Origin of the sequence: Maridesulfovibrio zosterae DSM 11974 (assembly GCF_000425265.1) — a bacterium.
GTDB lineage: Bacteria > Desulfobacterota > Desulfovibrionia > Desulfovibrionales > Desulfovibrionaceae > Maridesulfovibrio > Maridesulfovibrio zosterae.
In genome coordinates this window covers 104,468-130,459 of record NZ_AUDC01000016.1, presented here as the reverse complement: position 1 = coordinate 130,459, position 25,992 = coordinate 104,468, and the positions used below count along the sequence as shown (strand labels likewise).

Genomic DNA, 25,992 nt, shown 5'->3' with positions numbered 1-25,992 from the left:
GGGATAAGGCAATGTGCCTTCAATTAAATAACAAAGTAAAAAAATGTCAGGGCAGTTTGTTCTGTCTTTTCAGGGAACAATAAAATTTAAGGAGTTGGAAATGAAAAAAACTATTTTTCTTATGGTGGCTCTGGTCTGCCTGTTTGTGGCACCAACACTTGCAAAGGCCACTGATCTGCCCCGTCTTATGATTGTGGGTGAAGATGCTGATACTGATACTATTCCCCGTGACAGCCGAGTCTTTAAGCGTGTTCTTAATTCTATTTCAAATGAATTGGTCAACAGAGGCTTTGATGTAAAAGATGAAACCGCACTTACTCACCAGACTCATATACAGGGACGTAAACGCCGTAATGATGCAGAACTGATTCAGGTTGCTAAGGATGCCGGTATTGATGTTCTGGTTATTTTCAGTATTTATCCTAACGCAAAGACCAATGCGAACAGCGTACGTGTTACTGCTAGAATCGAAGGACGGCTTCTTTCCGTATGGGACGGCTCAAGACTTGGTAATTTTGAGTCCGAACCTCAGCAGGACCAGCTTGTTCCCAAACCTTACAGCAGAAATGATGTGCTTGAATCTGTAGGTAAACTTTCCAAAATTATCGGTTCCGATGTTGCCGCAGTTCTGGCTGACAGGCTCGAAGGCTACACTTCCGGCAATGATGGTGCCGGACGTCTTGTAGAATGGACTGTTATTTTTGACGGTTTTACTGATGATGATATGCTTGATGTTGAAGACTACATCACCATTTTCACCGGATACGAAAGTCACAGACCTAAAACCAACTCCCTTAATACTTCTTCTCATCACGAATTATGGTACAAATCTACAATTGACTCAGCACACCTGAAGCGCAACATGGTTCGCATGCTCAGAAAGATGAACATGAAAGGCCGTGTTTATGTTTCCGGTAATGAACTGAAGATTGTTAAGCAGCATAGCGTCAAGCAGAAGAGAAAGCAGAGCAATAACGATTGGTAGATCGATTGTTTAATGTTAAAAAAGAGGTCTGTATGTCCTTTTTGAAAGTATATTCTCAGGTGCTCGCAGTTTTCCTTCTAACAGTACTGACCGCCTCCGCAGCTTTTGCTGTAGAGGCTACAGGCGAAGGAATTGATCGCCATCAGGCTTTGAATTCCGCCCTGCGTTTAGCTGTCGAGATGGAAATAGGAACAGCCATTGCTTCTGATTCCATTGTGGAGTCCGGTGTTCTGGTGCGAGATGAGATTGTCAGCCATTCTAAAGGCTATGTCTCCAGTTATAAGGTTATCAGTGAAGGAGCCCTTCCTGATGGCTACACTATTACTGTTGATGCTGCAGTGAACCGTGATCTGCTTCTAAGCGATTATACCACCGTCAGCATTCTGCAGAAAATGTCTAACTCGCCCAGGTTGCTTATCTTTGCTTCAAGCAGTGAATTTAATTCTATTCCGCCAGAAGCAATGAAAAGCCTGATTACCGATGTGGCTAAAGTATTCGGGGAAAAGTTCCAGTTTGAAGTTATCGACTGGCCTGTGTCCCGTGCTTCCTTTCACTCCATTGAAGGGCAGATGAATCTCGATAAGGCTGTGAAATATAATAAGCTTCTGAAAGCTGACTATGTTCTCACTGTTGAGATTGATATGCCCAAAGCAGCCAATCCTGTTTTGAATATGTCCTGCGTTCGTATTTCCGACCGGTTTAAAGTCGGAGAGGTCCGCAGACCTGTAGAGAAGTATGTGGCTCCTGCCGGTGGAGATGTGAAAGGCGCTGGTAAATATGGACCTGCAGTTGAAGCTGCTAAGCCCGAAGTATACTGGGCTTCAGTAAATATTGCAGGCAAAATGCTTGAGTACATGGAAACTGAACTGGATCGCGGTAAAGGATTTCGTTACTCAGTGACTTTTACCGGTTTTCCTGAAGTGGACTCCATTGGAAGAAACCTTGAAGATATTCCCGGATTCGTACGTAAGGAAGTAAAGCGTAAAAACCAGAAGAATATTGAATTGGTTTACTGGTCAACACTTCGTCCTTCGGCTCTTCTCAAGAAAGTTGAAGGAACTTTGAAAGATATAGGTGTTGAAAAGTTTAAAAGCAAAATGGATGGACGTACTATGAAGTTCCGCTGGGAAAACCCTGACGGATTCTAAATATGGATACAAGCGGGCGAGGGGTTTGTTGTAAAACTTTTCCCCTCGCTTGTATTCCAGCATGGCTTATCTTTAAGGTAAATCATGATTGCGGCTGAAAACATCAGCGGCAAGGAGGAAGAACGGATGAAGATGAAAATGAAACAATCCTTAATATTTTTTACAGGCATGCTTTTGATCCTGTCTTTTGTCGGATGTGGAAAGAAAGTTACTCCTCAGTCCATCGAGGATAATCCGGCTCATCATTATCTGATGGGCATGGAGCTGATTGATCAGGGAATGCCGGACAAAGCGTTTGTGCGTTTTGAAAGAGCAGTCGCCCTTGATCCTGAATATGCTCCTGCTATTGCAGGCAAGGCTCTGGTCTATGCCATCCGTGCAGAAGCTGAAAGCGATGAAAAATACAGCGCTGCAGATGCCGAGCGGGCTGTCGATCAGTTTGACAAGGCTGTTTCTGAAGCAAGCAGTGACAGAACATATAAGTTCGGCGTGTATGTGACCGGAATAAGAATCTACACTCGCATTGCTTCCCGAGGATGGCTGGAAAGGGCTGAAGACCTTTATTCTGATGCCAAACTCATGGTCAAGGAAGTAAAGGAGGAAGACCTTCCTTATTATAGAAACATCGAAGCTCTTCATTACTTTATGGGTGAAGCCTACTTCAAGGGCGGAGAATTCCGTAAGGCTGAAGATATACTCGGAATCGTTCTGGCTGCTTCCCCCGGCAAATGGCATGATAAGTCCAACGCTTTATATACCCGTTGTCAGAAAATTCTGCGGGCCATGAGCAATTATACCCTTACCGACGTTGCTAAAAAAATTGCGGTAAAGGATAAGGTTGATCGTGCTGACGTTGCTGCTCTTCTTGTTGACGAGTTGCATATGGACAGACTTTTTGCCGGACGCATTCCTGTTCCCGGTAAGAATATGAAGGCCTCTTTTACTCCTGCCGATGTGGTTGGGCATATGTTTGAGCCTGAAATTATGACCGTGCTCAAATGGAATGTGCGTGGATTGCAACCTATCTACGATGAAACCACACGTGCTGAGCTGTTTTTTCCTAAAAAGCCTATGACCCGCAAGGAGCTGGCTTTTGTTCTGGAAGATGTGCTCATCAAGCTGACCGGAGATAAAACCATGTCCAGCCAGCATCTGGGACAGGACAAATCTCTTTACCCTGATGTGAATCCGACTGACGCATGGTATAATGCGATCGTGACAGTTGTTAACAGAAATCTGATGGAAACCGACCTTTCAGGTGCCTTCAGTCCTGATGGCAACATGGACGGTGCAGATTTGATTCTTTCCCTTATGCGTCTGCGTAATATAATGAATGTTTACTAGAGTGGAGGATAAAGTGAAGAAATTAATACTAGCCGTAACTGCGGTTATGATTTTTGCCGGTACAGCTTTTGCCGGTTCTGCCATGGCCGGAGATAGAATTGTTGAAATAGTCAATCCCGATCAGATTTTTGAAAAAGGATATATTCAGGTTATCGGTGAATCCGAAGCCGGACAGAGCCGTTATCGTGCTAAACGTGCAGCGGAAGTTGTTGCCCAGAGAAGACTGCTGGAAATTTTTCAGGGTCTCAGACTCAGCGGTGAAACCACTGTACGCGACGGAATGCTCAGCAGCGATAAAATTAAAACCCGTGTAGAAGGAACCTTGCGCGGTGCTGTTCCCTGCGGTGAAACATTTGACCGTACTGAAGGCTATGCCCGTGTCTGCCTTAGACTGAACCTGCACGGAAATGATTCTGTATACAGCTCTTTTGAAGATATTATTCTCAAATCACCTCAAGAGTTGAAAGTAAGAGAAATTCCGGCTTTCCAGCCTGTGAATCTTCCTGCTGTCGCTCCCGTTCCTGTAGTAAAACAGCCTGCTCCTAAAGTAGAAACCCCTGCGGCTACAGTAGAAACTCCAGCTGCACAGATTCCTGCTCCTGCGGTAGAAACTCCTGCTGTTAAAGCTCCGGCTGCTGCTGAAACACCTGCAGTTGAAACTCCTGCTGTCGAAGCTCCGGTAGTTGCAATGGCTCCTGAAGCTCCTGCACAGCCTGAAGTAACAGCTCCTACTGCTGAAAACGTAGCTGCTGTTGTTGCTCCTGCTCCGGTTGACGGCATCATCATCGATGTCCGTGACTTCGATTTCAAACCTGCACTGGTTAACCGTATCCTCTCTGCAGACGGTAAAGCCCTGTTTGATCCTTCCAAGGTTCTGAATCAGGTTCTGATTGAAAAGGGTTGCGGCGGTTACACTACTGATGAACAGAAGGCCAAGGCTCTTCTGGAATCATGGGGTTCCAAGTCTCCTCTGGTTATCAAGGGTAAGACTGTTGAGAACGTAACTGATGCGGTTATCAGCAACGAAGACGCAACTCTGGTTTTCGCCAACGACAAGCAGTTTAATATCTTTGCAAATGCAAGAGTTGTATTCGTACTTAAATAAGTAAATTAAAGGTGGTTTCGCGGTGTTACGTAAAAAGGGTATTCTTATTGCCGGACTTGCTGCAATTGTTCTCTTTATAGGATCAGCTGTACTGGTCAGGGTCTATTTTGCGGATGCCGCGCAGAAGCTGCTTTCAGAAATGACTGATATGGGGATAGTAATGGAGGATATAGAAATCCATTACTATCCCATTCCTTCCATACTTATTCATAATCTTGAGGTACAAAACGGTGTAGATACCGTGCGCGTGCCTCTGCTGGAAATCTATCCTGATCTCGGCAGTCTGCTGAGCGGAGATATCAAGTTGCGTCAGGTTATCCTGCAGGGTCCTGATGTTATGGCTGCTGCCCATCGGGATGATTCCGGATCTGATACGAATTTTATTGAACTTCCTGATTCCTTCCCGCAAAAGCTGGACGTTGTTTCCGGTAAATTGCAGCTGACCAACGGTTTTCAGGGAACTCCGCTTACTGTTTCCGCCAGTATGGAAAAAGCAAGCAGCGGATTCGCCTTTAATGTTCGCAGCGCCTCCATTGCAGAGCTTGGGTTTAAATTTTCCGGCAGGGTGGATATGATTTCCACTTCGCCGCTTAAGATGAATTTGCAAGCCGGCGAATGCGTTATTGATCCGGCAGCTTTTTTAGGATTTCTGACCGGATTCGGATATCTCGGGAATAATACGATTCCAGAACTTGCCGAGGCCGGAAAGTTTGAAACAAAAGACCTCGATTTCAGCGTGGACAGTGCTGCGGGAACTATGGCTGTTAAGGTCGGAGGGCTGGTTCTTGATTCCACCAGTGGCAAGAACATGTCCATGCAGCTGGGGCAGGGTGGTTCTTTTCAGGTTTCACTTGATGAAGCTATGGTTGATGCCGGTGAGCTTTTTGCCATGGCTCAGAAAAGTGAACGGGGCAGAAATGCTACAAAAAATCTTTGCGAATCAGCCAAGCTGAAATCCATCAAGCCTAAGGGGACTTTAATCTTTAAGGCTGTTAATCTGACATCTTCAGCCAGCGCAGTTGCTTCCAGCGGTCTTTCCGGTAAAATGACTGTTTCGGCCAAGGATCTTGTTCTGGTACTGGAATCTCTTGAGGGGAAGAAGCAGGAACTTAGTATTTCAGATATTGATGCTGATGTTGAGCTTAAAGACGGCAAACCGATCGTTTCTGTCAAAAGATTGAATGTAGCCTCTTCTGCCGGCGGCGATTGTAACTTGCAGGCATCATTTGCTTTTCCTTTAGATTTGCGGGATGTCCGGTTTAAGGCCAAAGCGGATGATTTTTCGCTTTTTGACTACGTAATTACCTGCGAGGCTGAAAAAAAAAATCCTTTGCAGACCGAGTTTGATACCCAGCTGTCCCATAAGCTGACTAAAATTTCTGCATCCGGCTATTTTAATACCCCCCGCCGTAAAGGGGCCGGGTATGAAGCCCGTCTTAAATCCTTAAGTATCCGCAGTCCTGAGCAGAAAAATGAAGTTGCTGAAAACACAAAGTTTGACTTCGGACCTCTGCTGGACCCCAATTTAAGCGGAAAAGCTTCCATCCGCCGTTTTTACTACAATGACTGGCCATTCAGTGATGTTGCAATCTTTTTGCAGAGCGGTGAATCACGTGCTCTGCTGAAAGCCAGCGGCAAACTTTTTCATCTTAATCTCAATGCTGATGTTGTTTTCGCAGGAGATCAACTTGCGGCGCAGTGTAATGTGAAAGGGCGGGGAACAAGTCTGCCCAGCCTTATTGCCTGCTTTGCCAAGGACCTTTCTGTTTCTTTGCGCGGGAAAATTTATCTAAACGCAAATGTCTTTGTACAGGGCAGTGATGCTGATGAACTTGCTGAATCTGTGCAAGGAGAAGCTACTGCCAAGATTGATAAATTTCATATTTTTAATCTGGCTAATCTTGACCAGCGGCTTGGTTTTTTCCTCGATATGCTGGACGCCGTTTCCATGAGTCCTACAGCCGGAGAGGGGCTTGTTTTTGATACTGCAACTCTTCGTGCGGACATTAGCGGTAAAGATGTTCTGATCAATTCATTTAATTTTAAGGGGCGCCTGTTGCAGGCGTGGGGTGGGGGAGCCTATTCGCTTGCGGATAAACATCTTAAGCTGGATGGGCAGGTGCGTTCCGTGCTTGGAACTGTGAATTCTTTTAATGTGGACAGAAAATTAAAGTCATAGCGTCATGAACAATAAAAATATTTCTCTACTCATCTCAATGTGTTTAGTTACACTGCTCCTTGGCGGTTGTTTTGGAAAAAAAGCACCGCAATCAGTGCAGTATACCGCAGAAGATGCCATCCCGTACCGCATTGCTGTTCTGCCTGCTGAATTTATGATTCATGCGGCAAACTCCACAGTCCATAAGTCTGTTATGGTAACGGACGATGATAAAGTCTTTGTATCCGATATCGCCCGCAGTGCAATTACCAACCAGCTGGCCGGTAAGGGATTTATGCCGTTACAGAAAAGTGTTGTAGATAACACCCTTACCGGACTTGGACCTGATAACGCCTGGAAATCTCTTAGTGATGCAGAGCTTTGTAAGGCTTTAAATGCCGATGGTATTGTAAAAGTGGATATTTCCAGTGCAGACATGATCACAGCTGTGGCTTTTGATTTATTCCAGCTTGATGCACAGGTAAGCATTACCAATTCAGATGGAGATCTTGTCGGTAAATGGAGCGACAGCGCTTCTAAACGAAAGGTCTCAGTACCTACCGGCCTTTTCGGGCTGGCCGGAACTATTGCGGAAGCGGTCTTTTCAGATCCCATCCGCCGCCAGATGCGTATGGTTGTTTACGATTGGGCATGGAATATGGCGCAGATGCTGCCGGACTGCCCAAAGGGACCTAAGCTTCCTGAAGTTATCGCTGTCGATACTAACGTTGATAATAAACTTTTTGGAGTGGGCCGCAGGATTAATGTTCGTGTTGACGCTGAGCCCGGTTTGAACTGTTCTTTTGATATTGGTGAATTTAAAACGAATATTCCACTTTCACAGACTTCACAGGGTGTTTATGAAGGTTTTTATGTAGTGCGCGAGGGTGATAAGGGGGTAGATGAACCTCTCAAGGTCAGAATGCGCAAGTCTAACGGCATAGACAGACTCTGGGTTGAATCAGGTTCACTGGTCACCATTGACGGTATTCTTCCGCCAGCTCCTGAATCTGTCCGGTTCAGAACCGGACGGGAAGGAGTGGAGCTGCGCTGGAATGTTCCCAAGGGTGAAGACCTCGAGGAATTTATTATTGAAAAAGGTGATGATCCGGTCGGTGAATTTGAGGCTGTCACCAAAACTAAGGAAGCAAGTTTTACTGATCCTGATATAATGCAGGGAAGCACTGTTTTTTACAGGGTCCGTTCTGTAGATAAATTCGGCAACCTCTCCCATACTGACGGACTGATTAAAGTCGTTATGCCTCAGTTCGACGAAAGGGAGCTTTTCGGCGAAATGAGCGGAAAGCTGGTTAAAGGTAATTATGTTTTATCCTTTCCCGTAACTGTGCCTGAAGGAGCCAAGTTCAGCCTTCAGCCGGGGACAAAGATCAGATTTAAGTCCGGAGCCAGAATTGATGTTCTGGGTGAATTTGAATCTCTTGGAGATATAAGTGCCCCGGTACGTTTTCTTTCAAACGGTACGGAAGGGGTCAGAGTCATGTTCGGCGGCAAGGCTGTGCTTTCACAGTGTGAATTCAATGGGTTCAGTAACGCTTTCACTGCCGATGGAGGATACTCGGAGATTCGTTCAACCGGATTTCGCGGCGGTAAAAAGTCAATCGTTGTCTCTAAAACAGGGAATTACGATTTCAAAGGATTGCGTATTGTAAATGCCGGAACAGGGATAGTACTCGGAGCCGGAAACGGTACTGTTGTGCGCAGCAGTATCAGTAATTGTACGCAGGGTATTGAATTCTCCGGCGGCAGTGCTGAAATTACGGATAATAATATTTTTAATAATGAAATTAATATCATTTCAAACACAAAGCTTGTTCTTTCCGGCAACTATCTGGGAACTTCATCAGCTGATGCATTCAGGCTGAAAGGTGATGTGCTGGTAAAATCCATTCTGGATGCGCCATATCCACATGGCCGGTTGATTGTGCTGGTGGATGATAAGACTATTACTCCTGAAGTTCTTGAGAAACAATTCAGTGAGCTCAAGGAAAAAGGTATCAGTTCTTTTCATGCTCAGCATTACGGAGATGCCTATGAATCTCTGAGTAAGGCACTTAAGATCAAGGATGATCGTGATATTTATCTTTATTTATCATATACCTTGCTGGCATTAAGTGATGATTTGGCTCTTTCAGAAACGCTTACTGAGGGTATTTCAAAGTATCCATATGATGTGCGGCTCCATCAGCTTTATGTCCGCTATCTGCTGAATAAAGGTGATATCAAACAGGCCCGTCAGGTGCTGAGCAAAGCATTAGCCCTGAGCCCGACTGACAGCACTCTATTGTATTTAAAAGATTATCTGGAACAGATTGCAGCTAAAACCGCACCTGTTATTAAGAGTGAACCTGCTGTAAATGGGACAACTGTTCTTGAAACAGTTAAGTCTTCAGCAACGGAACAGGAAAATTCTGAAACTGAAGCACCTGCTGATCAGGGTAAGGCTACTGAAGTGGCAAGCCCGGACAAAGTGGTAAGCCCTGCCGAAGTGGCAAGCCCTGACGAAGTGAAGAGTAGTGACGAAGTGAAAGATATAATTGAGGATAATGCTGCTGCTGATAATTCTTCAGTTGCTGCCGAGCCTGTTAAGGTTCAGCCTGCTGAGTAGTTTTGTCCTGACAGGAAAAGAGAGTGTTTTATGAGAAAGTCCATTTTGATTAGAAATATTTGCATCAGTACAATGCTTTGTTGCATGGTTCTGATTTCGACAAATGCTATGGCCCGCCAGTATTCCAGTGTCGAAGTGGAGAACCAGGCGCAGGCCCAGTGGCATATAAATTATGCCAGCTATCTCATTGATATCGGTAAATATTTTGAAGCTCTTGAGCAGTATGATACCGCCATTGATTTCTCTCCTGTGGCAAAAACCAAAGTTAATGCCATGTTCGGTAAAGCCATGGTGCTGTCCACTTTTCTTGATGCACCCGACAAAGCAGCTGACCTGTATAGAAAGGTCGGACGCCAATATCCGGATTATGCAGATACTGCTCTCTACCGTCTGGGATTTCTTTATTATCAGATGAATCAGTTTGATAAGTCCCGTGAGGCTTTTAAGCAGTATGCGAAATATTTTCCAGAAGGTAAGTTCAAGTATCAGGCTGAAGCAGTTGTCTCGGCAATGGCTGATAAAGCCGACCCTGCGCCGAAACCTGAGCCTAAACCGGTTCCGGTTCCAACGCCAAAGCCTGAGCCAAAACCGACTCCGGCTCCGAAACCGACTCCCGCACCGGAGGATAAAACTCCCGCTAAACTCGGTGATGAGCCTACGCTGCGTGTTTGTCTCAGTCGTAAAGTTACTTCCGTTATTGTTACCACCTCCTCCAAAAACGATAAAGTCTGCACGGATGATCTTGGTTGCGGCCGTAAATATACGGTCGGTATGTCCGGTAGTAAGCTGACTCTTGATGGTAAAAAGGTCTCCGCCGACAGGATTAAATTCACTTCAAAAGCTCCACTTAAAGTTTCTTACGGTTCTGAAAAGAAAACTGTCCGTGGCATTGTTGATGTAAGCATCCGGAAAGGCAAACTCTTGATTCTTAATCTGATAAATATTGAAGATTATTTACTTTCGGTTGTTCCTGCGGAATCTTATGCTTCATGGCCGGCCGATACACTCAAAGCACAGGCCGTTGCTGCCCGTACTTACGCATATTATCAGAAAAAGCATCGCACACATCTTTTTTATGATGTTTATGCTGATACTTATGACCAGATGTATGCCGGAGTTGAGCGTGAGGACAAACGGGCTGACAAGGCGGTAAAGGCTACACGCGGACAGGTTCTGCTTTATAAAAAGAAACCGATCCTTTCGCAGTACACAGCAAACAGCGGTGGATATACTGCCGATGCAAAAGCTATTTTCGGAGCAGGTAAGGCTTATCTTGTCGCCCACAAAGACCCCGCAAGTCTTAAGGGTAAGATGGCTACATGGACCCGTAAATTCAAGGTCAGCGATGTAGAAGCCAAGTTGAAGAAAATCGGTATTTCGGTTCCGGGGATCAAGTCAATCAAACCTCTTGAGACCGGACCTTCCGGTAGAATCACAAAGGTAAGAGTTAATTATAAAGATGGGCATAGAGATTTACGTACACGTACAACTCTCGGCAGTTCCCGTGTACTGAATCTGCCTGATATCCTTTTGCAGATAGAAAATAAAAATGGACAGTATATCTTCAAAGGTAACGGATGGGGGCATGGCGTAGGTTATTCCCAGTGGGGATCGGCTGAGCTTGGTAAAAAGAAAAAGTATGACTATATTTTAAAGTTTTATTATCCCGGCAGCGAACTTAAACAGCTCTGGTAGAAATAGGCCCAAAGATGAACAAAATAGAACGGATTATATGGATTGTCTGCGTACTTGTAACTCTGAGCTTGATGGTCGGAATTATTGAGTCCCGGGCAGAATCTGATCCACCGCAGGATATTGAGTCTGAACTCTATTGCGGAAGAATGGGACAGGAACTGATTTCTCTTGAAAAATATGATGAGGCTGTTTCAACTCTTGAAGCATGCTTGCGGGTACACCCTGATTCAGACTGGCTCTATAGTATGCTCGGCCGTGCTTATTTCAAGCTTGGCGATCTTGAGCAGGCTGAAGAGCAATTTCGCAAGGCCCTTAATATCAACAAGAATAATCAGGTAGCTAAGCGTCTTATTTATGAAATGCGCAAGACGCAGGATCTGCTGCAAGATCGTGATGTGTCCGAGTGGATTAATATAGCCAAGGAAAGGGTAGCCGATCTTATCACCCTTGTTGTGGGTGTCTGGCTCGGTCTGCTGCTTTCCAGTATATCTGGAAAATTCTATTCACATTTTGTAAAAACGAGTTTTCGAAAAGCATTGGCAAAAAAAGATTTCGATTATGCAACCGATATTCTCGAAGACCTGATCGTTAAGCGCGAGAAAGCACAGCTGAGAACACGGCTTAAAGAACTTTTAGCTGAATATAATGTGGAAGATGCGAAAGAGATGATTATTGAATACGTGGATGACCGTGAGGTTGAAGATAAGCTGGTGCATTTTCTGTTGCAGATTCATAAGAAGTCACAGAATAAGTAAGTCTCTGGCTGTATGAAAAGTATTTGATTGAGGCGTGTTGTTTATTATGAACAGCACGCCTTATTTTTTGAGGGAAAATTGGTTTGCTAGAATAAGTGATGGAGTGAATATTTTTCCTGAATCTATATAGTTAGCTGATAATTAAGTGCAGATTTACTGCTGGTCAGCTAAATGATATATTGAAAGTAATTTATGTATCTTATTGAAATTGCGTTATAATTATCAAAAATTTATTTTAGGTTGTATTTCAAAACGTTAAGGGTTGTTGTTGGAATAATACCTGCATTATGCATCCACATGGAATAACTTTCCTAATTCAGGAGTAAAAATGCAGATTCAATTAACTGCTTATACGCAATCTGTTAAAAATCAGTATTCAGCAAGCGCACAGCCTACAGCCGCCTCGACCACTGCATTACGTTCAGGGGATAAAGTAAGTTTTTCCCCGGAAGCAGAAAAAATGGCTCAGAAAATTAATTCTGAAAAGTCTAAGGATGATCTACCTCTGGAAGAATATCGTATTCCTGCGTGATTTTCTATTAAAGAGTAAAAATTATCCCAGTCCGGCTATAAAACGTGAAGCCTCTTCTGCAACCTGCTGGTGATCTTCAACCATGGGGTGATGCGTTGCAATGTGAGCTGTTACGTGCCCTATGGTGGCGAGAAGTTTTTGAATTTCCGCTTCACGTGCCTGACCGAATCTGGCCTCAATGAGATCTCCCTGACTTTTAACATCGAAACCTTGCGGTTTGAGAGCCATCTCAATAAATCTGATGCGTGAAAGTCGCTGCTGCGGGGTTCCGCTACCACCTTTGAAACGGAAATGGATATGGTTTTTCTCCGTTTCAGGGTCACATACCGCATCAACTTCGGTAAGGTCTTTTTCAGATTTCAGGGTGATGTTCATGTAGGTTCTGGACAGGATAGCATAACCGTCAATGGCATTATCTTCGTTCCAGCCCGATCTTTCTGCGCCGAGTCCGAACCACATGGCCCACATGGGCGCAGATTTAATATCATCAGGTGAAATATCTAGCTTTCCTGCTGCAGTTGTGAAAAGTGCATCGGCAAGGTTCAGCACAGTCAGAGATATAGGCTGGCGTGCCTTTAAGTGCTTGGAACCGTCAAGTCCCAGTCCTTTTTTGCTGACCAGTGAGAACATTTCCTCAATGCCTTTTTCATTGGCAAAACGTACAAGGTCGTAAATGGAACGACTCTTTTCGGGCAGAAACATTTCGTTATTGCGCGGTGAAATATTTAAGTTGGCAATAAAGGGGAGAGTCCGCTTTATGCGGTTAACTTCTTTTATGTTTTTGGGCGGGTGCGGGCTGACAGAAGTGACCATAACTCTGTTACGCATATCGGTTATCCAGCCGCATTTCTGTGGAGATCCGAAAAGTTCTTCTGCCTGTCTTCCCAGAGAGGCTATAGTTTTGACTGAATGTGAAGAAAGCACAGACGAATCCGGTTTGCTGAGCACCCGCTGCTGCTTTCTGCGTGAGATAAGAAATTCTGCTTTATTTTTGTTGCTGATAATTGCTGAACAGCCGATGTCCCGATCTTTCGGGGGTAACTCTGCATCGGTCTGATGCAGTGTCTCCATGAAACCGGAATCGTGAACATCCTTTACAGGCTGAATGAGAACGGCAACAGGTGATTCACGGTCGGCGTAGCCCATTTCAATACGTGCTTTAATTGATTCAGGAGTGAACTTGCAAAGGGCTGCTTTTTTCCATGCTTCAACAATATTCTGTGCGGGAACCGGAGTTATTATACATCTGTTCTCGGGCAGGGGGTAGCTGTTGCCCTCGGGGGTAACCCCTGAAGAAACAGTCAGATTACCACTGCCGCGTGAAGCTTCCAGAGCTGCGATTTCAACTTCGTTGGCAATTGCATCCGGCATTGTTCCACTCATGAAAATTTCTCTAAGCCGGGCAGAAGTAGCTCTGAGGTCAGTCATCTCCAGTGAAGTGACTGATTGAAGAATACTGTCTATTTCAATACGCAGATTATTGGCTTCAATGAAATAGTTATATACATCGGCCCCGATGATCATTGCATCCAGAACCGGAATACCGTCTTCTTTCAGGCGGGCCAGATTGGCTCCGTATGCTCCGGCCTTGGTTTCGAAGTCAACTGCGTCTTCAAGGGCGAAAGTGAACGGCTTGGAAATTTCAGGATCAGGAACTGTTACGGCCATGCGTACGTAAAAGTTGATCTTGTTATAATAGTCCATGATATCCATGAACCGTACAGGATTCATTTCCTGTAGCTGTTCAAGCATAGAGCGGACTTTCAATCCAAGCTCGGTGGAAAGATGTTCAAGATAGGCCCAGTCGGCTTGAACCTGCCCGAAACCTATATCCTCAATGCGGGAGATAATAGTAAGGCATTCCTCTTCCAGCCCTATAAGCGTTTGAAAGGAATTGTACCTGCGGCGCAGCAGTCTGCCCGGGGGAAAAGTTTCGTAAGTCCAATGACTGAACACATGTCTGAATTGCATTATTAATTATTTAGCATATTAAATAGAGTAAGGGGAAGAGTCTTCTTCATCTGAAATTTCATCTAGTGGTAAAACTACTTTAAACATGGTTCCGGGGCCGGAATTTTCAGGCAGGCCGTATTCCCGGAGCATGCATTTGGGCAGCGGACTGAGTGCTTCAATGGAACCTCCATGATCTTTAATAATTCCAAAAGATACGGAAAGTCCAAGTCCAGTTCCCTTGCCCACAGGTTTGGTCGAATAAAACGGGTCGAAGATGGTATTTATGTTTTTAGGCTCAATACCGTGTCCTGTATCGGCAAAAACAGCGGTAATGGTCATTGAATACGTGTCCAGCTTGGTGGTGATATGAATTCCGCCTTTTCCCTCAATAGCTTCCATAGCGTTTGAAAGCAGATTCAACCAGACTTGTTTAAGCTTTTCCGGTGCACCGTGAATAATAGGGAAACGGTCATCAAGTTCTGTAGAAATGTCCACATGTTCAAGCTTAAGAGTGTGGCTTACAAGCTGTACAACTTCCAGAATAGAGTTATTAAAGCACATAGGCATTTTTTCACTCTCGGTCTGGCGGGAGAATCCCAGCAGATCGGCCACAATCTTACGGCAGACTCTGGCCTGCTTTTCAATAATCGCCAGATCTTTTGCCACCTGATCATCAGCATCAAAATCGTCCTGCAGCAATTGGGCATAGCCGAGGATTATTCCAAGAGGGGTATTGATCTCATGCGCTACGCCTCCGGCAAGTTTACCCACAGATTCCATTTTCTGGGACTGGATAAGCTGAGCCTGATAACTTTTTAGCTCGGTAATGTCACGTGCTGTGGAGAGAACTCCGATAATTTTTTTACTTTCAGCATATACAGGAACACGGATAGTGTGAAACCAGCGTGCCGGTGAGTCCTTGTCGTAATCATCACGGTGTTCTTTGTTAATGGTACGGCCTGTTTCAAGCACTTGACGTGCTTCATCCATGCGTACTTTTGCTATCTCCGGTGGGAAAAACTCTTTATCTGTTTTGCCAATGATTTTCTCTTCAGTGCTTCCAAGGTAATTGTAAAGTGGCTGATTCACAGCCAGATAAGTTAACTGCGGCCCGAGCAGTGAAACAAAATCAGGTGAAACATTGATGATAGTTTTGAGCAGCTCTTTCTGCCTGGTCAAGTCCATCTCAGTAATTTGCAAGTCTTCAATATGGCATTCCAGAGACATGGCCATGGCATCAAACGTTTCAGTCAGTTCCTGAACTTCGTCACCGCGTTTTGTCTGCCTGAGGAAACCTATAAATCTGTCAGCACAGCTTTTCGGTTTTTCATCTTTAGTCAGCCCTGGGCCAAGGTACGTGGCTACTATATCCTCGGCGTGTTTCTGCAAGGCCCCAAGCTGTATGGTCATGCTTCGTGCAAAGTGGGTTGAGGCCACAACAGCAAGCAGCAGTACTGCTCCGGTCAAAGCGCATATTGCATAAATCAGGTTGCTGACAATGCTTTGTATACCAACTCGTGAAAGTCCGACCCGCACTGTCCCAAGTCTTTTATCGCTGATGAAAATAGGGGCTGCGAAATCGAAAATACGTTCTTTTCCGGTATCTACAGTTACTTCGTTTATGGCAGTTCCATTATCCGAGTTGACGTATTTCAGATTTACAGGAAAACCTTCGCCGAAAGTGTTGGCGATGACCCGTAACTTATCATCCATGATAAAAGCATAAACGATTTCATCATCGGCTTTTTTAAGTTCATTTACCATAGATTCAAGACGCAGCAGGTCAACGGATAAAAGTGGATCTTCCGCACGCAGAGCGAGATTTCCCGCAAGTACCTGTCCACGTTTACGAGACTGTTCAATCAGAGCGTCAGAGGCCATGCGGATAACAAAAAGAGCAATGATCAGAGAAGTAAAACCAACGATCAGGGTCAGTCCGATATTAATTTTCGTTCGGAAACGCAGTCGGTTGAACAGTCTCATCACTCTGTCCCCCCCTGTTTATTATACAGAGTTGAAAGGCCCAGTTCTTTACTTAATTCTCGGACTGAATCGTAGTCGTTGTCACGGGCTGGAATTATGCCTCGCATCCCTGCCTGAGATAATATCCGTGCCTGTTTAGGGTCGTCCATGGACATTTTAAACATGGCATTTGAAATTTTTTGTATGACTTCTGGGTCCAGACCTTTGCGTGCTGCATAAACCCATCCCGGGTATGGTTTGGTTTCAGCAATTATCCGTATTTTATTTATGTTTATTTTATCTTTTACAATTTCAAGGGTTCCTTCACGGATGGATGCAATATCATATTTTCCGGCATAAACAGCCAGAACTGCTTTTTCCTGTTTTCCGCCGGGACCGGGAGCAAAAGATATTTCCCTGAAATCTGAAGTTGTAATGCCGTTTTCGTAGAAAAGACCCAGCGGGTAGAGGTAGCCGCCGGCAGAGAGGGGATCTACGGCAATCCAGCTTTTACCGATGCAGTCTTTCAGGTTGCGTATTGAGCGGTTATCTTTGCGGGTTATGATCTGTCCTCTGAACGTAGGGCTGCCGGAAGGTTCTATTATGCGTGCAAAAGCTTTTGCCCCTGAATTTGCAATTCGAATGTAGGTCATGGGATTGGAAAATGAAATATCAATTTCACCTCGATCAACCATATTGCGGTGTTCCTCAAATGTGTCTGGAAATACCTGACGAATGCGAAGACCGGTTTCTTTTGCCAGATAGTCGATCAGTCTGCTGTGTCGCAGATAGGAAACTTTGTGGGAATATTGCGGAAGATATGCATAAGTAAGTGCCGGTTCAGGTTCGGGGACAATAAGCTCTTCCTGAACGGACATGTCGACACGCACTATTTTTTCATCATGCGTACCGCCGAAAAAAAATACTGCAACTCCAACAAGAAGCAGAGCAACGGGAAGGGTATATTTCAACCTGAGCATGCTTTCTCCGTAGGGAACGTCAGACACTTCCCTGCACGAGATCTTGCTCAGATAGGGGCTAAGCCTTGCTTTCAGCCGGAGTAATATCTGAAGAAACTTCTGGTTCAACATCTGGTTTGCCTTGCGGGGCAAGTTCGCTCCATGAAGTCATTTCGCCGGATTTTTCTGCGTCTTCCGCTCTCATTATATCAATCTTTTTCATGAATGGTATGAATCCTCTAACCTTAGAGAAGCCAAAGCGTACAATAATATATGATAAAATGAAAACAAAAGGATAGCCCAGTCCGAAATCGATAAATGGAACAGTGTGGATATCAAGTCCGCTGAATCTGCTTTGCATCCAGGCCATGGCAAATGGTACCGGCCAAAGAGATACCGCAAAAAGGGCTGCCTGAGAGAAAAAAACTTTACCGAAATATTCATTGGCCCATTTATTGGCAGACTTGAAAGTTTCTTTTTCCTGATGACGGACAGCTTCCACCGAAATATTATGCATGCGGGTCATTTCACGACTGAGATCAGTATAATAGTCTCTGTTCCATATGTAGACCAGAGACATGCTCAATTCTCCGGCAATAGTACACCAGAGAGCAATGAGAGCAGACCCGAACCAGAAAGCCGCCAATGTAGGCAGACCTATGCGGTAGGGTGCAATCAGCATGGTGTCGATTATCGGGTAAACTGAATCAAAATCAATCATATTATCTCCGCTTAGAGTTTCCTGCGTCCCTCCGCAATGGAGTGCGGGCGAAGGGACGCAGGAGGGTGGTGTCTTTGGTTATCCTGAAGCGGGGTGAGCTTTAAGATAACCCAGTGTGTTGTGTTTTTTTAGAACGGAGGCAGCAGGCTGTATCCGAGGAATCCTTTGGAAGAGTAACGGATACCTACGTAAAGAGCCAGTACTACGAAAAGGCGTTTGAGCCATACATCAGGGATGTATTTGGAAGTACGGGGTCCAATGAAGGAACCTACAAGAATACCGAGGAGTTCTACGCCGATGAGAGGCCAGAAAACCGGAGTATCTTTAACAACCATGTAGGTGAAAACAGATGTTGTCATACCGACCAGAACAGCCAGAGCAGATGTTCCTGCTACGAGGTACATAGGCAGACCTGCAACACTTGTCAGGAAAGGTACGAGCAGGAATCCACCGCCGACTCCGAGGAAAGAAGCCAGAGATGCGATGATAAAACCACCGACTACGGGGATCAGAGGGTTGAAAGAGAATTCAACGCCGTAGAAGGTGAATACACATTTGGTGAGGGAAAAGTTAACAACTTTAACACCAAGTGCAGCTGTATCGACGGTTGCGCCTTCTTTTTCACTCTTGATGGATGCTTCGAAAGCTTTAGCAGCTTCTTTAGCCTGTTTTTTACCAGCCTGACCTTTAGGTGTGGTTTCGTAAAAAAGGTAGCAACCGAGAGCAAGAACGAAAAGACCGAAGAAACCGATGTAGGATTTCAGGGAAATCTTACCAGCGGTGAGCCATGGAACAAGGTAGGAACCTGCAATGGATCCTGCTGCAAGGGAAAGCCCCAGAGGCAGAACCAGACGGCCCATCTTGTAGTAGTTGAAAGAAGACATTGCTGCAGATGTACCAACAAGCCACTGGTTGGATACACGGATGGAGTCAGTTACCAGCTTGTTCATTACAGGAGAGGTCTTCTTGAAAGAAGAAGCGTAGTTACCGAAACCGTAAATGGTGATGTGACCAACACCGGCCATGATTCCGCCGAATGCGCCGACTGTGGAGAAAATCCAACCAACCCAGATCGCCCATACGAAACCGAGAACAAGGTTGACGCTGGGAGCGCCGTTGATGCCCAGAAAACCGGTAGCGAGTTCAGTGTTGATTTCGCCTGCGCCGGCACCTTTAGGGGTTGTGTTGATTGCGTCAGAAAGTCTGTCAGCAAAGGCAGGCTCGAAGAATACTGCCACAGCTAACAACGCGAGAGCCATGATAAGCAGGCTTTTGCGTGATTTAAACATTTTATATCTCCTTAAGTGAAAGTTGGTTTTGCTAAATCTTGCTTTGCTTCCCTTCGGCATCTGAAATGCCAAGGACCCAAATAAGCATTAAGAAAGATTTCGCGCCTCATCCTTGTTAAAGGAGTCCTGTATTGCAGTACAGAACTCCATTTATTTACTATTTTTCTTTTTTGAAGATGATCAGAGGACAGTTCTTACAAACATCCTGTCCGGGGAAACCGTCACCTGGTTTGGTGATGGCGGAACTTGCAAGGTTGATGCGGTCAACCAGTCTCTGAACAACAGATTTAAATTTTTTACCGGGAATCATGACGTTGATTTCGCCGCGTTCGGTTTTACCTGCATTGTAGCTGCCGGAACATGCTGGAACCATGTTGAACTCGCCTTCCAAGTAGGAGAAAACGTTACCTGCACAAGCAGAGGAGTTCATGGTGATGTTCGGACGCAGAGGGTGAGTGTCGGTTGCTGCTGCATAGTCAACTGCAAGGTGGTATGCCTGCATGTTGTCGCAGTAGAAGTGAACTGTGTCCGGTTCGAAAATACCGTCAATGGAACCGAGAGGAGCAACCGCAATACCGATGAGTCCTTCAGGCAGACGTGGTTTGCTTTTAACAAATCTTTCAGCCTGATCAATATCTGTAACGTATTTGGAGTGGCCCTTGATTTCACCTTCATCAAGTTCTTTCCATGCGAATGCGTATTTAGCATTACCGCAGCCGAGACCGTTTACATCAGAGTAGATTGTCTGACCTTTCATACGTGCAGCGATTTCCCACTGGCAGAAAGTCATTGCTTTAATGGGAACGAGGTAATCAGCTTTTTCTTTGAACTGATCTACTTCAGCTTGATCATAAAAATATTTAACAGCTATAGGGTAATGATAGAGTCTCATTTCCTTCATCAGCAGTTCTTGCATTTCTTTGTAAGTCATCATTTCCTCCTCATTTTCCGTTTATTAATTTATTACCCGCCAAACGAGCCTTAACTTTTTTAACTGAGAGCTTTTTTATGCGTGTGTGAAAAAAGAAACAATTGAATTCGACATAAAGAAAAAAATAACTTTTTCACATTGTGAGTCCGTACTCGCGATGTGTATTTGTTAATATTTTGTGATTAATTTCACATAATATTGATTAATTCTAATAAATATAGTGCTTTATATTTATTTTTTAAAATTGAGTATAAAAGCTATTAAATGTTATTTTGAAATAAGTATTTCTAGTATAGCTTATATTGTTTATATTTTCACACATCTAAACAGGTTTTCTGTATTGAATAAATTTACATTTACCTCCTCATTGACCTAAGGTTTCGGTGTTAAACAGCTCTATACATCATTTAAAAGATTTAAGTCCAGTCAGGAGATAAAATGAGTACATATAAAATTCATCCTATTGTGATGGGGACTAAGCGATTTGATAAAGGCATGATGACTTACCAGCATGGATACGGAACTCCGTATATAATACCTATATATTGCTGGTATTTGGAAGGTGGTGATAAAAAGATTCTTGTTGATACCGGAGAAATGAGGCCGATTATTTCAGAGGATCGGGAAGCAGATCTGGGTGGCAGGATTTATACTTTTGAGGATGGTCTGTCCAAATACGGACTTAAACCTGAAGACATCGATATTGTCATTCATACCCATCTGCATAACGATCATTGTGAAAACGATTACAAGTGTACTAATGCTAAATTTTACGTGCATCGCAAGGAACTTGAGCATGTGCATGATCCGCATCCTCTGGATTTTCGCTATCTGGAAGATTACGTGGAGGATGTGGAGGAGAGTGGGCAGATTGAAATTCTGGACGGGGACAAAGAAATCGTACCCGGAATTAAAATGATGCATACGCCTGTCCATACCGAAGGCGGTATGACTGTTCTGGTCGATACTGAAGGCGGGCTGGCAGCGATTACCGGATTTTGCGTGATCATGGAGAATTTCTATCCTCCACTGGATGTTACCGGAATGGAGATGGAGGTTATTCCTCCCGGTACAAGTGTTAATACCTACAATTCATACGATATTATGCTCAAAGTTAAAGATATGGCAGATATTCTCATACCATTGCACGAGCCTATGTTTGCAAAAGTGGATGTTGTGGAAGGGACTTAAATATTAGATATGTGCGGTTTGCGAGTAGAAACTTTCATATTATATAGGATAACCAGATATGCGTTCAATATATTTTAAGGATGGCAACATCACATGGATAGACAGGGAAATGCCGGAACTTGAAAAGGGTGAGGCTTTGCTGCGGGTGGTTGTTGCGGGTATCTGCAATACTGATATTGAGCTTTTCCGTGGCTATTACGGGTTTGAAGGCGTACCGGGCCATGAGTTTGTAGCTGTGGTCGAGCATTGTGTGGAGCGGCCTGAACTTATCGGGAAAAGGGTGGTTGCTGATATTAATGCTCCTGTTGGCGAATATACAGGTGACCGCAGACATGTACCGGACCGTAAGGTGATCGGCATTGTAAATCATGATGGTGCGTTTGCACAGTATCTGAAGGCTCCGGCTGACAATTTATATGTTGTTCCCGACAGCGTTGCGGATAATGACGCTGTTTTTACTGAGCCGCTTGCAGCCGGACTGGAGGTCAGTCAGCAGGTTCATATTACCGGTGATATGCGGATTATGGTGCTTGGAGACGGTAAACTTGGATTGCTGACGGCGCTGGCATTGAAAATGTACAATCCGCAGGTGCTGCTTGTCGGTAAGCATAGGGATAAACTGGCTATTGCTTCTGAACAGGGAGTGAAAACACACTGCATCAAAGAACCAAAGGATCTTGGCCTATTAGCAGATGAATGGGAAAAATTTGATTTGGTTGTGGAAGCGACAGGCAGTGAGGACGGGCTGAATTATGCGATTGACTTTTTGCGGCCTGAAGGAACTGTCGTGGCAAAAACAACTTCTCACAAACCCACTTCGCTTAATCTTGCAAAGGTGGTTGTGGATGAAATTACAATTATAGGTTCCCGTTGCGGTGATATCGGACTGGCCCTTTCTGTGCTTGAACAGGGTCGGATCGATGTGACGGGATTGATCGAAGCAGAATATGATTTTGCCGATTTTGTTGATGCTTTTGATCATGCAATGAAGAAAGGCGCAAAGAAAGTGTTGGTGAAGATGCAGACTCCTGTTTAATTTTTAAAAGTCCTGAACAAATCTAAACTCCCTGTCAGCTGAGCTGGCGGGGAGTTTTTTTATGTCCGGTAAAAGTTTGAAAAAATGAGCAGACCGGACCTGAGTTTTCTGATTCAGGTCCGGTCTGCTCATTAGAGTTCTAAAAAAAGGAGGACAACTGATGAAAGAAATATCAACTGAGACACTGGCTGCGCTCTACCCATTGGAGAGTCGCAGAGTAATTAAAAATTATGCCTCGTTTATTGAGGATAATCCGGACTGGATGGAGCTGGGCAACTCTCTGCTTGATTACAAGAACAGCAAAGCACTGCCTGATTTTACAGTCTGTTCTGCGCCGGACGATAAAAATATGCAAAAGGGGCAGGCATGATCGGTTCAATTCTGGATCTGGGGTCGACCATTATCGACAAAATCTGGCCTGATGCCGGTGAGCGGGAAAAGGCTAAACTTAAACTGATGGAATTGCAGCAGAGCGGTCAACTGGCTGATCTGGAATCACGGGTTAAAATTATGATGGCAGAGATGTCCGGCAATTGGCTGCAACGGTCATGGCGGCCTGTTCTGATGCTGACCATTATTAGCATCGTAGCCAATAATTACCTTCTATATCCGTACCTTGCTCTGTTCTGGGATAAAGCTCCCCATCTGGAACTGCCGCAGCAGTTATGGTCGCTTATGGAGCTGGGGCTGGGTGGATATGTGGTCGGCCGAAGCGCCGAGAAGGTTGCAAAAACATGGAGAAAGGAAAGTGAATGAAGAGAAAAATGATCTGCATGATTTATTGATCCGCATTGATGAGCGGGTCAAATCCATTCAGGAGGATATTTCCGAAATTAACGCAGCCAGACGCTGCCACACCCATGCGGAGAAGTTTCGCAATCTGGAAAGGGCAGTCTGGGGAACCGCAGCGGTTGTGGCCGGAGTCACATCCCGCGCGATTTATGAGGTGTTCAAATGATTACGGCAATGCTGGCGGCTAAGGATTCTGCGTGGACTGGTGGAACATTTGATGGTGAAAGATGCCATTGCTGTGGTCAGATTGAGCAGCTTGGTTCATTTAAAATGGAGGCCGTTTCCTGCGGTAAAAAAATAGTCCATGAGTCCAGATTATGTTCTGAGTGCATGCAGAGTGCAGAAAATATTGTGAGCTTGTTTCTGGAAAGAAAACATGTCCAGTAATTGTAAATGTGAATCAGAGGAGAGTTTGGAGTTAATGAAATGACCAAAAGTGAAGTTGTGAAAAAACAGAAAGAGGAGCTTGACCGCTTCCGGGAGGTTTTTGCTCTGGCGGTGGAAGGGGATGATTCCGATATGGTCAAAGACCTGAAGGCCAAGCTCGATATTATGCATAAGCGCCATGATATGGAGAGAAAAGCATGGGGAATAGGAGAAGTAAAAAAGGAGGCAGGCACGGCAAAAGATAAAAAAATATCACGTACCATCAGTCCTGAACTCAGGGAGAAACTCAATGAAGTTTACGGATCTGGACAGCGCAAATAAATGGTATGCCGATATATTGCGCGCGGCTGAAGATAAAAATGAAGCCCTGCCGGTTATGGCGGAACTGGGCCGGAGCGATCTTTTTTTTCTGCTGACCCGTCTGCTGGGCCGTGCTGACGCAAACCAGAACTGGGTATTTGAGCGCTGCCGTGAAGTGCAGACAGCTCCTGACGGTCGTCTCGATCTGTGGAGCCGGGAGCATTACAAATCAACCATCATTACTTTTGCTCTGACTGTTCAGGATATTTTGCGTGATTCCGAGATTACTGTAGGTATTTTCAGCCATACCCGTCCTGTTGCCAAGGGTTTTCTGCGTCAGATTAAGCAGGAATTCGAACGCAATGAACTGCTCAAACAGTGCTATCCCGAAGTGCTCTGGTCTAATCCCCGCAAGGATTCTCCCAAGTGGTCGGAAGAGGACGGGATTATTGTAAAACGCAAATCAAATCCCAAAGAAGCCACGGTTGAGGCATGGGGACTGGTGGACGGACAGCCCACCGGAAAACATTTCTCTCGGCTTATTTATGATGATGTTGTGACCCGTGAATCAGTTTCATCACCGGATATGATTTTCAAGACTACCGAGGCATGGGCTTTATCCATCAATCTGGGGACCCGTGAGGGCATTAAACGCTACATCGGAACCCGCTATCATTTTAATGATACCTATCGTGACATCATGAAACGTCAGGCCGCTGTTGCAAGGATTTATCCGGCTACATCAGATGGAACCCTTGAAGGTGATCCCGTACTCTTAACCCGCAGCCAGCTTGAAACTAAACGGCGGGAAATGGGACCTTATGTGTTCGGTTGCCAGATGATGCAGGACCCACGGGCCGATGATGTACAGGGATTCAAAGAAGAATGGATCAGCCGCTGGGACCACTGTGACCGCAGTGGAAAACCACGCTGGCAGCAGTATAACCGCTATCTGCTGGTGGACCCTGCCAGCGAGAAAAAAGCCGGAAGCGACTACACTGTCATGCTGGTTATCGGGCTGGGACCGGATCGCAACTATTATCTTATTGATGGAATACGGGACCGCCTGAATCTTACCGAGCGGGCACGGGCTTTGTTCCGTCTGCACCGCATATATTCGCCGCTGGCCGTGGGCTATGAAAAGTATGGACAGCAGGCCGATGTTGAACACATGCAGTACGTCATGGGCGAACAGAACTACCGTTTTAATATTGATCCTCTGGGGGGGAGTATCCCCAAAACCGACCGCATCCGCAAAATGGTTCCGCTTTTTGAGCAGGGACGTTTCTACCTGCCGTGGCAGGCCAGATTTATGGATCATCAGGGACGGGAGCGTGATCTGGTTCGTGAGTTTATTGATGATGAATATCTGGCGTTTCCGGTTTCAGCACATGATGACATGCTGGATTGCATGGCCAGAATACTTGACCCCGCACTGGGAGCCGTTTTTCCGCATCCAACCAGTGTTTTTGAACAGCAGGAATCCATGCAGGGACTTATGGATTACGATATTTTCAGTGGAGGTAGATAGTGTACGGTTTTGAGGTCGAAGGTGGATTTACTTTCTATAAAGTCAGGGATTTTGACGGCACCCTTTCGCTTAGTGACGATCACCTGAAATGGTTCTGGGAAATTATGAAAAATGGCAGGCAGATTCCTGTAATTTTTTATGACGGATCAGTCGACCGTCCTGAAGATTTCATAGAGTTGGCGAAGATGACTGATCAGCACATGTTTTTAGGATTCAAAGATCAGAAACCGTCAGGAATGTTCTGGCTGAACGGTTTCAGTTCCCGATCCTGCTATGCTCATTTTTCTATCATGCCTGATTTTTATGGAAAACAGGCGGAGCAGATGGGAAGTGGGGTGGTGCGACATCTTTTGTCAGTCACTGACGCATCAGGATTATATATATTTGACTGTATAAAGGCACTGATACCTGTAAAGAATCCACTCGCCTGCCGTATGGCAGTCAAATCAGGATTTAATAAAATAGGTATTATGCCGCAGGCTGCCTACTGGGCGGCTGATGATCAAAGTGTGGATGCCGCAATTTTTTGTGCGGTCAGGAATAACGGATATGCACGTCAGGCGTGCCGCTGAAAATTTAATTTTTTAACAAA

The 25,992-nt window shown here is 45.1% G+C and carries 24 protein-coding genes; 18 read left to right on the top strand and 6 right to left on the bottom strand.

Features of this window, described 5'->3' with window-relative positions:
- The first annotated feature begins 100 nt into the window (after window positions 1–100).
- From H589_RS0110740 to H589_RS0110700, 9 genes are all read left to right on the top strand, one after another.
- Window positions 101–985 (top strand): hypothetical protein, encoded by an 885-nt coding sequence (locus H589_RS0110740; RefSeq protein ID WP_027722010.1) that lies wholly within the window; start codon window positions 101–103, stop codon window positions 983–985.
- A gap of 32 nt (window positions 986–1,017) precedes the next feature.
- On the top strand, window positions 1,018–2,133 hold the full coding sequence (locus tag H589_RS0110735) for a hypothetical protein (RefSeq protein ID WP_027722009.1): 1,116 nt from the start codon (window positions 1,018–1,020) through the stop codon (window positions 2,131–2,133).
- A gap of 126 nt (window positions 2,134–2,259) precedes the next feature.
- The gene (locus tag H589_RS0110730) at window positions 2,260–3,477 is read left to right on the top strand and encodes an S-layer homology domain-containing protein (RefSeq protein WP_245577120.1); all 1,218 of its coding nucleotides are present in this window, start codon (window positions 2,260–2,262) and stop codon (window positions 3,475–3,477) included.
- A 13-nt stretch (window positions 3,478–3,490) separates the two neighbouring features.
- Window positions 3,491–4,582 (top strand): hypothetical protein, encoded by a 1,092-nt coding sequence (locus tag H589_RS0110725; RefSeq protein ID WP_245577118.1) that lies wholly within the window; start codon window positions 3,491–3,493, stop codon window positions 4,580–4,582.
- A gap of 22 nt (window positions 4,583–4,604) precedes the next feature.
- Complete coding sequence (locus H589_RS0110720) at window positions 4,605–6,761, top strand: AsmA family protein (protein WP_027722006.1); 2,157 nt, start codon at window positions 4,605–4,607, stop codon at window positions 6,759–6,761.
- Between the two features lie 4 nt (window positions 6,762–6,765).
- Window positions 6,766–9,366 (top strand): tetratricopeptide repeat protein, encoded by a 2,601-nt coding sequence (locus H589_RS0110715; protein ID WP_027722005.1) that lies wholly within the window; start codon window positions 6,766–6,768, stop codon window positions 9,364–9,366.
- 30 nt (window positions 9,367–9,396) lie between these two features.
- The gene (locus H589_RS0110710; protein ID WP_027722004.1) at window positions 9,397–11,061 is read left to right on the top strand and encodes a SpoIID/LytB domain-containing protein; all 1,665 of its coding nucleotides are present in this window, start codon (window positions 9,397–9,399) and stop codon (window positions 11,059–11,061) included.
- Between the two features lie 14 nt (window positions 11,062–11,075).
- A complete protein-coding gene (locus H589_RS0110705; protein ID WP_084146970.1) occupies window positions 11,076–11,816 on the top strand; it encodes a tetratricopeptide repeat protein in 741 nt (246 codons plus the stop codon).
- A gap of 328 nt (window positions 11,817–12,144) precedes the next feature.
- Window positions 12,145–12,348 carry a hypothetical protein gene (locus H589_RS0110700; protein WP_027722002.1) on the top strand — a complete coding sequence of 68 codons (204 nt, stop codon included), beginning with the start codon at window positions 12,145–12,147 and terminating at the stop codon, window positions 12,346–12,348.
- Window positions 12,349–12,369: 21 nt separating this feature from the next.
- On the opposite strand, the gene H589_RS0110695 is transcribed toward H589_RS0110700, so the two are convergent.
- The 6 genes from H589_RS0110695 to H589_RS0110670 all read right to left on the bottom strand — a co-directional run bounded on the left by H589_RS0110695 (window position 12,370) and on the right by H589_RS0110670 (window position 20,163).
- Window positions 12,370–14,304, bottom strand: coding sequence for a PEP/pyruvate-binding domain-containing protein (locus H589_RS0110695; RefSeq protein WP_245577116.1), 1,935 nt, complete (start codon window positions 14,302–14,304; stop codon window positions 12,370–12,372).
- 33 nt (window positions 14,305–14,337) lie between these two features.
- The gene (locus H589_RS0110690; protein WP_051249720.1) at window positions 14,338–16,284 is read right to left on the bottom strand and encodes an ATP-binding protein; all 1,947 of its coding nucleotides are present in this window, start codon (window positions 16,282–16,284) and stop codon (window positions 14,338–14,340) included.
- Window positions 16,284–17,243, bottom strand: coding sequence for a phosphate/phosphite/phosphonate ABC transporter substrate-binding protein (locus H589_RS19670; protein WP_035075842.1), 960 nt, complete (start codon window positions 17,241–17,243; stop codon window positions 16,284–16,286). The genes H589_RS0110690 and H589_RS19670 overlap by 1 nt, the downstream gene beginning before the upstream one ends.
- A gap of 58 nt (window positions 17,244–17,301) precedes the next feature.
- Window positions 17,302–17,943: a hypothetical protein gene (locus tag H589_RS0110680; protein ID WP_027721999.1), complete on the bottom strand. Its 642-nt coding sequence runs from the start codon at window positions 17,941–17,943 to the stop codon at window positions 17,302–17,304.
- Between the two features lie 128 nt (window positions 17,944–18,071).
- Window positions 18,072–19,232 (bottom strand): sulfite exporter TauE/SafE family protein, encoded by a 1,161-nt coding sequence (locus H589_RS0110675; protein ID WP_027721998.1) that lies wholly within the window; start codon window positions 19,230–19,232, stop codon window positions 18,072–18,074.
- A 157-nt stretch (window positions 19,233–19,389) separates the two neighbouring features.
- Window positions 19,390–20,163, bottom strand: coding sequence for a DUF169 domain-containing protein (locus H589_RS0110670; protein ID WP_027721997.1), 774 nt, complete (start codon window positions 20,161–20,163; stop codon window positions 19,390–19,392).
- Between the two features lie 438 nt (window positions 20,164–20,601).
- On the opposite strand from H589_RS0110670, the gene H589_RS0110665 reads away from it, so the two are divergent.
- From H589_RS0110665 to H589_RS0110625, 9 genes are all read left to right on the top strand, one after another.
- On the top strand, window positions 20,602–21,354 hold the full coding sequence (locus H589_RS0110665) for an N-acyl homoserine lactonase family protein (RefSeq protein WP_027721996.1): 753 nt from the start codon (window positions 20,602–20,604) through the stop codon (window positions 21,352–21,354).
- 58 nt (window positions 21,355–21,412) lie between these two features.
- Window positions 21,413–22,390 carry an MDR/zinc-dependent alcohol dehydrogenase-like family protein gene (locus tag H589_RS0110660; RefSeq protein WP_027721995.1) on the top strand — a complete coding sequence of 326 codons (978 nt, stop codon included), beginning with the start codon at window positions 21,413–21,415 and terminating at the stop codon, window positions 22,388–22,390.
- A gap of 160 nt (window positions 22,391–22,550) precedes the next feature.
- A complete protein-coding gene (locus tag H589_RS19665; RefSeq protein ID WP_035075839.1) occupies window positions 22,551–22,760 on the top strand; it encodes a hypothetical protein in 210 nt (69 codons plus the stop codon).
- Window positions 22,757–23,146, top strand: a complete 390-nt coding sequence (locus H589_RS0110650) for a holin family protein (protein ID WP_027721994.1) — start codon at window positions 22,757–22,759, stop codon at window positions 23,144–23,146. The genes H589_RS19665 and H589_RS0110650 overlap by 4 nt, the downstream gene beginning before the upstream one ends.
- Window positions 23,139–23,348, top strand: coding sequence for a hypothetical protein (locus tag H589_RS0110645; protein WP_027721993.1), 210 nt, complete (start codon window positions 23,139–23,141; stop codon window positions 23,346–23,348). Before H589_RS0110650 ends, H589_RS0110645 begins: the two co-directional genes overlap by 8 nt.
- Window positions 23,345–23,569 (top strand): hypothetical protein, encoded by a 225-nt coding sequence (locus tag H589_RS0110640; protein ID WP_027721992.1) that lies wholly within the window; start codon window positions 23,345–23,347, stop codon window positions 23,567–23,569. Before H589_RS0110645 ends, H589_RS0110640 begins: the two co-directional genes overlap by 4 nt.
- A 39-nt stretch (window positions 23,570–23,608) precedes the next feature.
- Entirely contained in the window at window positions 23,609–23,890 is a 282-nt protein-coding gene (locus H589_RS0110635; protein WP_027721991.1) for a hypothetical protein, read from the top strand.
- A complete protein-coding gene (gene terL / locus H589_RS0110630) occupies window positions 23,859–25,400 on the top strand; it encodes a phage terminase large subunit (RefSeq protein ID WP_027721990.1) in 1,542 nt (513 codons plus the stop codon). The genes H589_RS0110635 and terL overlap by 32 nt, the downstream gene beginning before the upstream one ends.
- A complete protein-coding gene (locus H589_RS0110625) occupies window positions 25,400–25,972 on the top strand; it encodes a hypothetical protein (RefSeq protein ID WP_027721989.1) in 573 nt (190 codons plus the stop codon). Before terL ends, H589_RS0110625 begins: the two co-directional genes overlap by 1 nt.
- Window positions 25,973–25,992: the final 20 nt, after the last annotated feature.

Bases quoted from the DNA above. Each gene is read 5' to 3' on its own strand.
- H589_RS0110640 (WP_027721992.1), top strand. From the start codon at position 23,345: ATGATTACGGCAATGCTGGCGGCTAAGGATTCTGCGTGGACTGGTGGA.
- H589_RS0110635 (WP_027721991.1), top strand. From the start codon at position 23,609: ATGACCAAAAGTGAAGTTGTGAAAAAACAGAAAGAGGAGCTTGACCGC.
- H589_RS0110735 (WP_027722009.1), top strand. From the start codon at position 1,018: ATGTCCTTTTTGAAAGTATATTCTCAGGTGCTCGCAGTTTTCCTTCTA.
- terL (WP_027721990.1), top strand. From the start codon at position 23,859: ATGAAGTTTACGGATCTGGACAGCGCAAATAAATGGTATGCCGATATA.
- H589_RS0110715 (WP_027722005.1), top strand. From the start codon at position 6,766: ATGAACAATAAAAATATTTCTCTACTCATCTCAATGTGTTTAGTTACA.
- H589_RS0110665 (WP_027721996.1), top strand. From the start codon at position 20,602: ATGAGTACATATAAAATTCATCCTATTGTGATGGGGACTAAGCGATTT.
- H589_RS0110730 (WP_245577120.1), top strand. From the start codon at position 2,260: ATGAAGATGAAAATGAAACAATCCTTAATATTTTTTACAGGCATGCTT.
- H589_RS0110650 (WP_027721994.1), top strand. From the start codon at position 22,757: ATGATCGGTTCAATTCTGGATCTGGGGTCGACCATTATCGACAAAATC.
- H589_RS0110675 (WP_027721998.1), bottom strand. From the start codon at position 19,232: ATGTTTAAATCACGCAAAAGCCTGCTTATCATGGCTCTCGCGTTGTTA.
- H589_RS19670 (WP_035075842.1), bottom strand. From the start codon at position 17,243: ATGCTCAGGTTGAAATATACCCTTCCCGTTGCTCTGCTTCTTGTTGGA.
- H589_RS0110690 (WP_051249720.1), bottom strand. From the start codon at position 16,284: ATGAGACTGTTCAACCGACTGCGTTTCCGAACGAAAATTAATATCGGA.
- H589_RS0110705 (WP_084146970.1), top strand. From the start codon at position 11,076: ATGAACAAAATAGAACGGATTATATGGATTGTCTGCGTACTTGTAACT.
- H589_RS0110700 (WP_027722002.1), top strand. From the start codon at position 12,145: ATGCAGATTCAATTAACTGCTTATACGCAATCTGTTAAAAATCAGTAT.
- H589_RS0110740 (WP_027722010.1), top strand. From the start codon at position 101: ATGAAAAAAACTATTTTTCTTATGGTGGCTCTGGTCTGCCTGTTTGTG.
- H589_RS0110710 (WP_027722004.1), top strand. From the start codon at position 9,397: ATGAGAAAGTCCATTTTGATTAGAAATATTTGCATCAGTACAATGCTT.
- H589_RS0110660 (WP_027721995.1), top strand. From the start codon at position 21,413: ATGCGTTCAATATATTTTAAGGATGGCAACATCACATGGATAGACAGG.
- H589_RS0110670 (WP_027721997.1), bottom strand. From the start codon at position 20,163: ATGACTTACAAAGAAATGCAAGAACTGCTGATGAAGGAAATGAGACTC.
- H589_RS0110680 (WP_027721999.1), bottom strand. From the start codon at position 17,943: ATGATTGATTTTGATTCAGTTTACCCGATAATCGACACCATGCTGATT.
- H589_RS19665 (WP_035075839.1), top strand. From the start codon at position 22,551: ATGAAAGAAATATCAACTGAGACACTGGCTGCGCTCTACCCATTGGAG.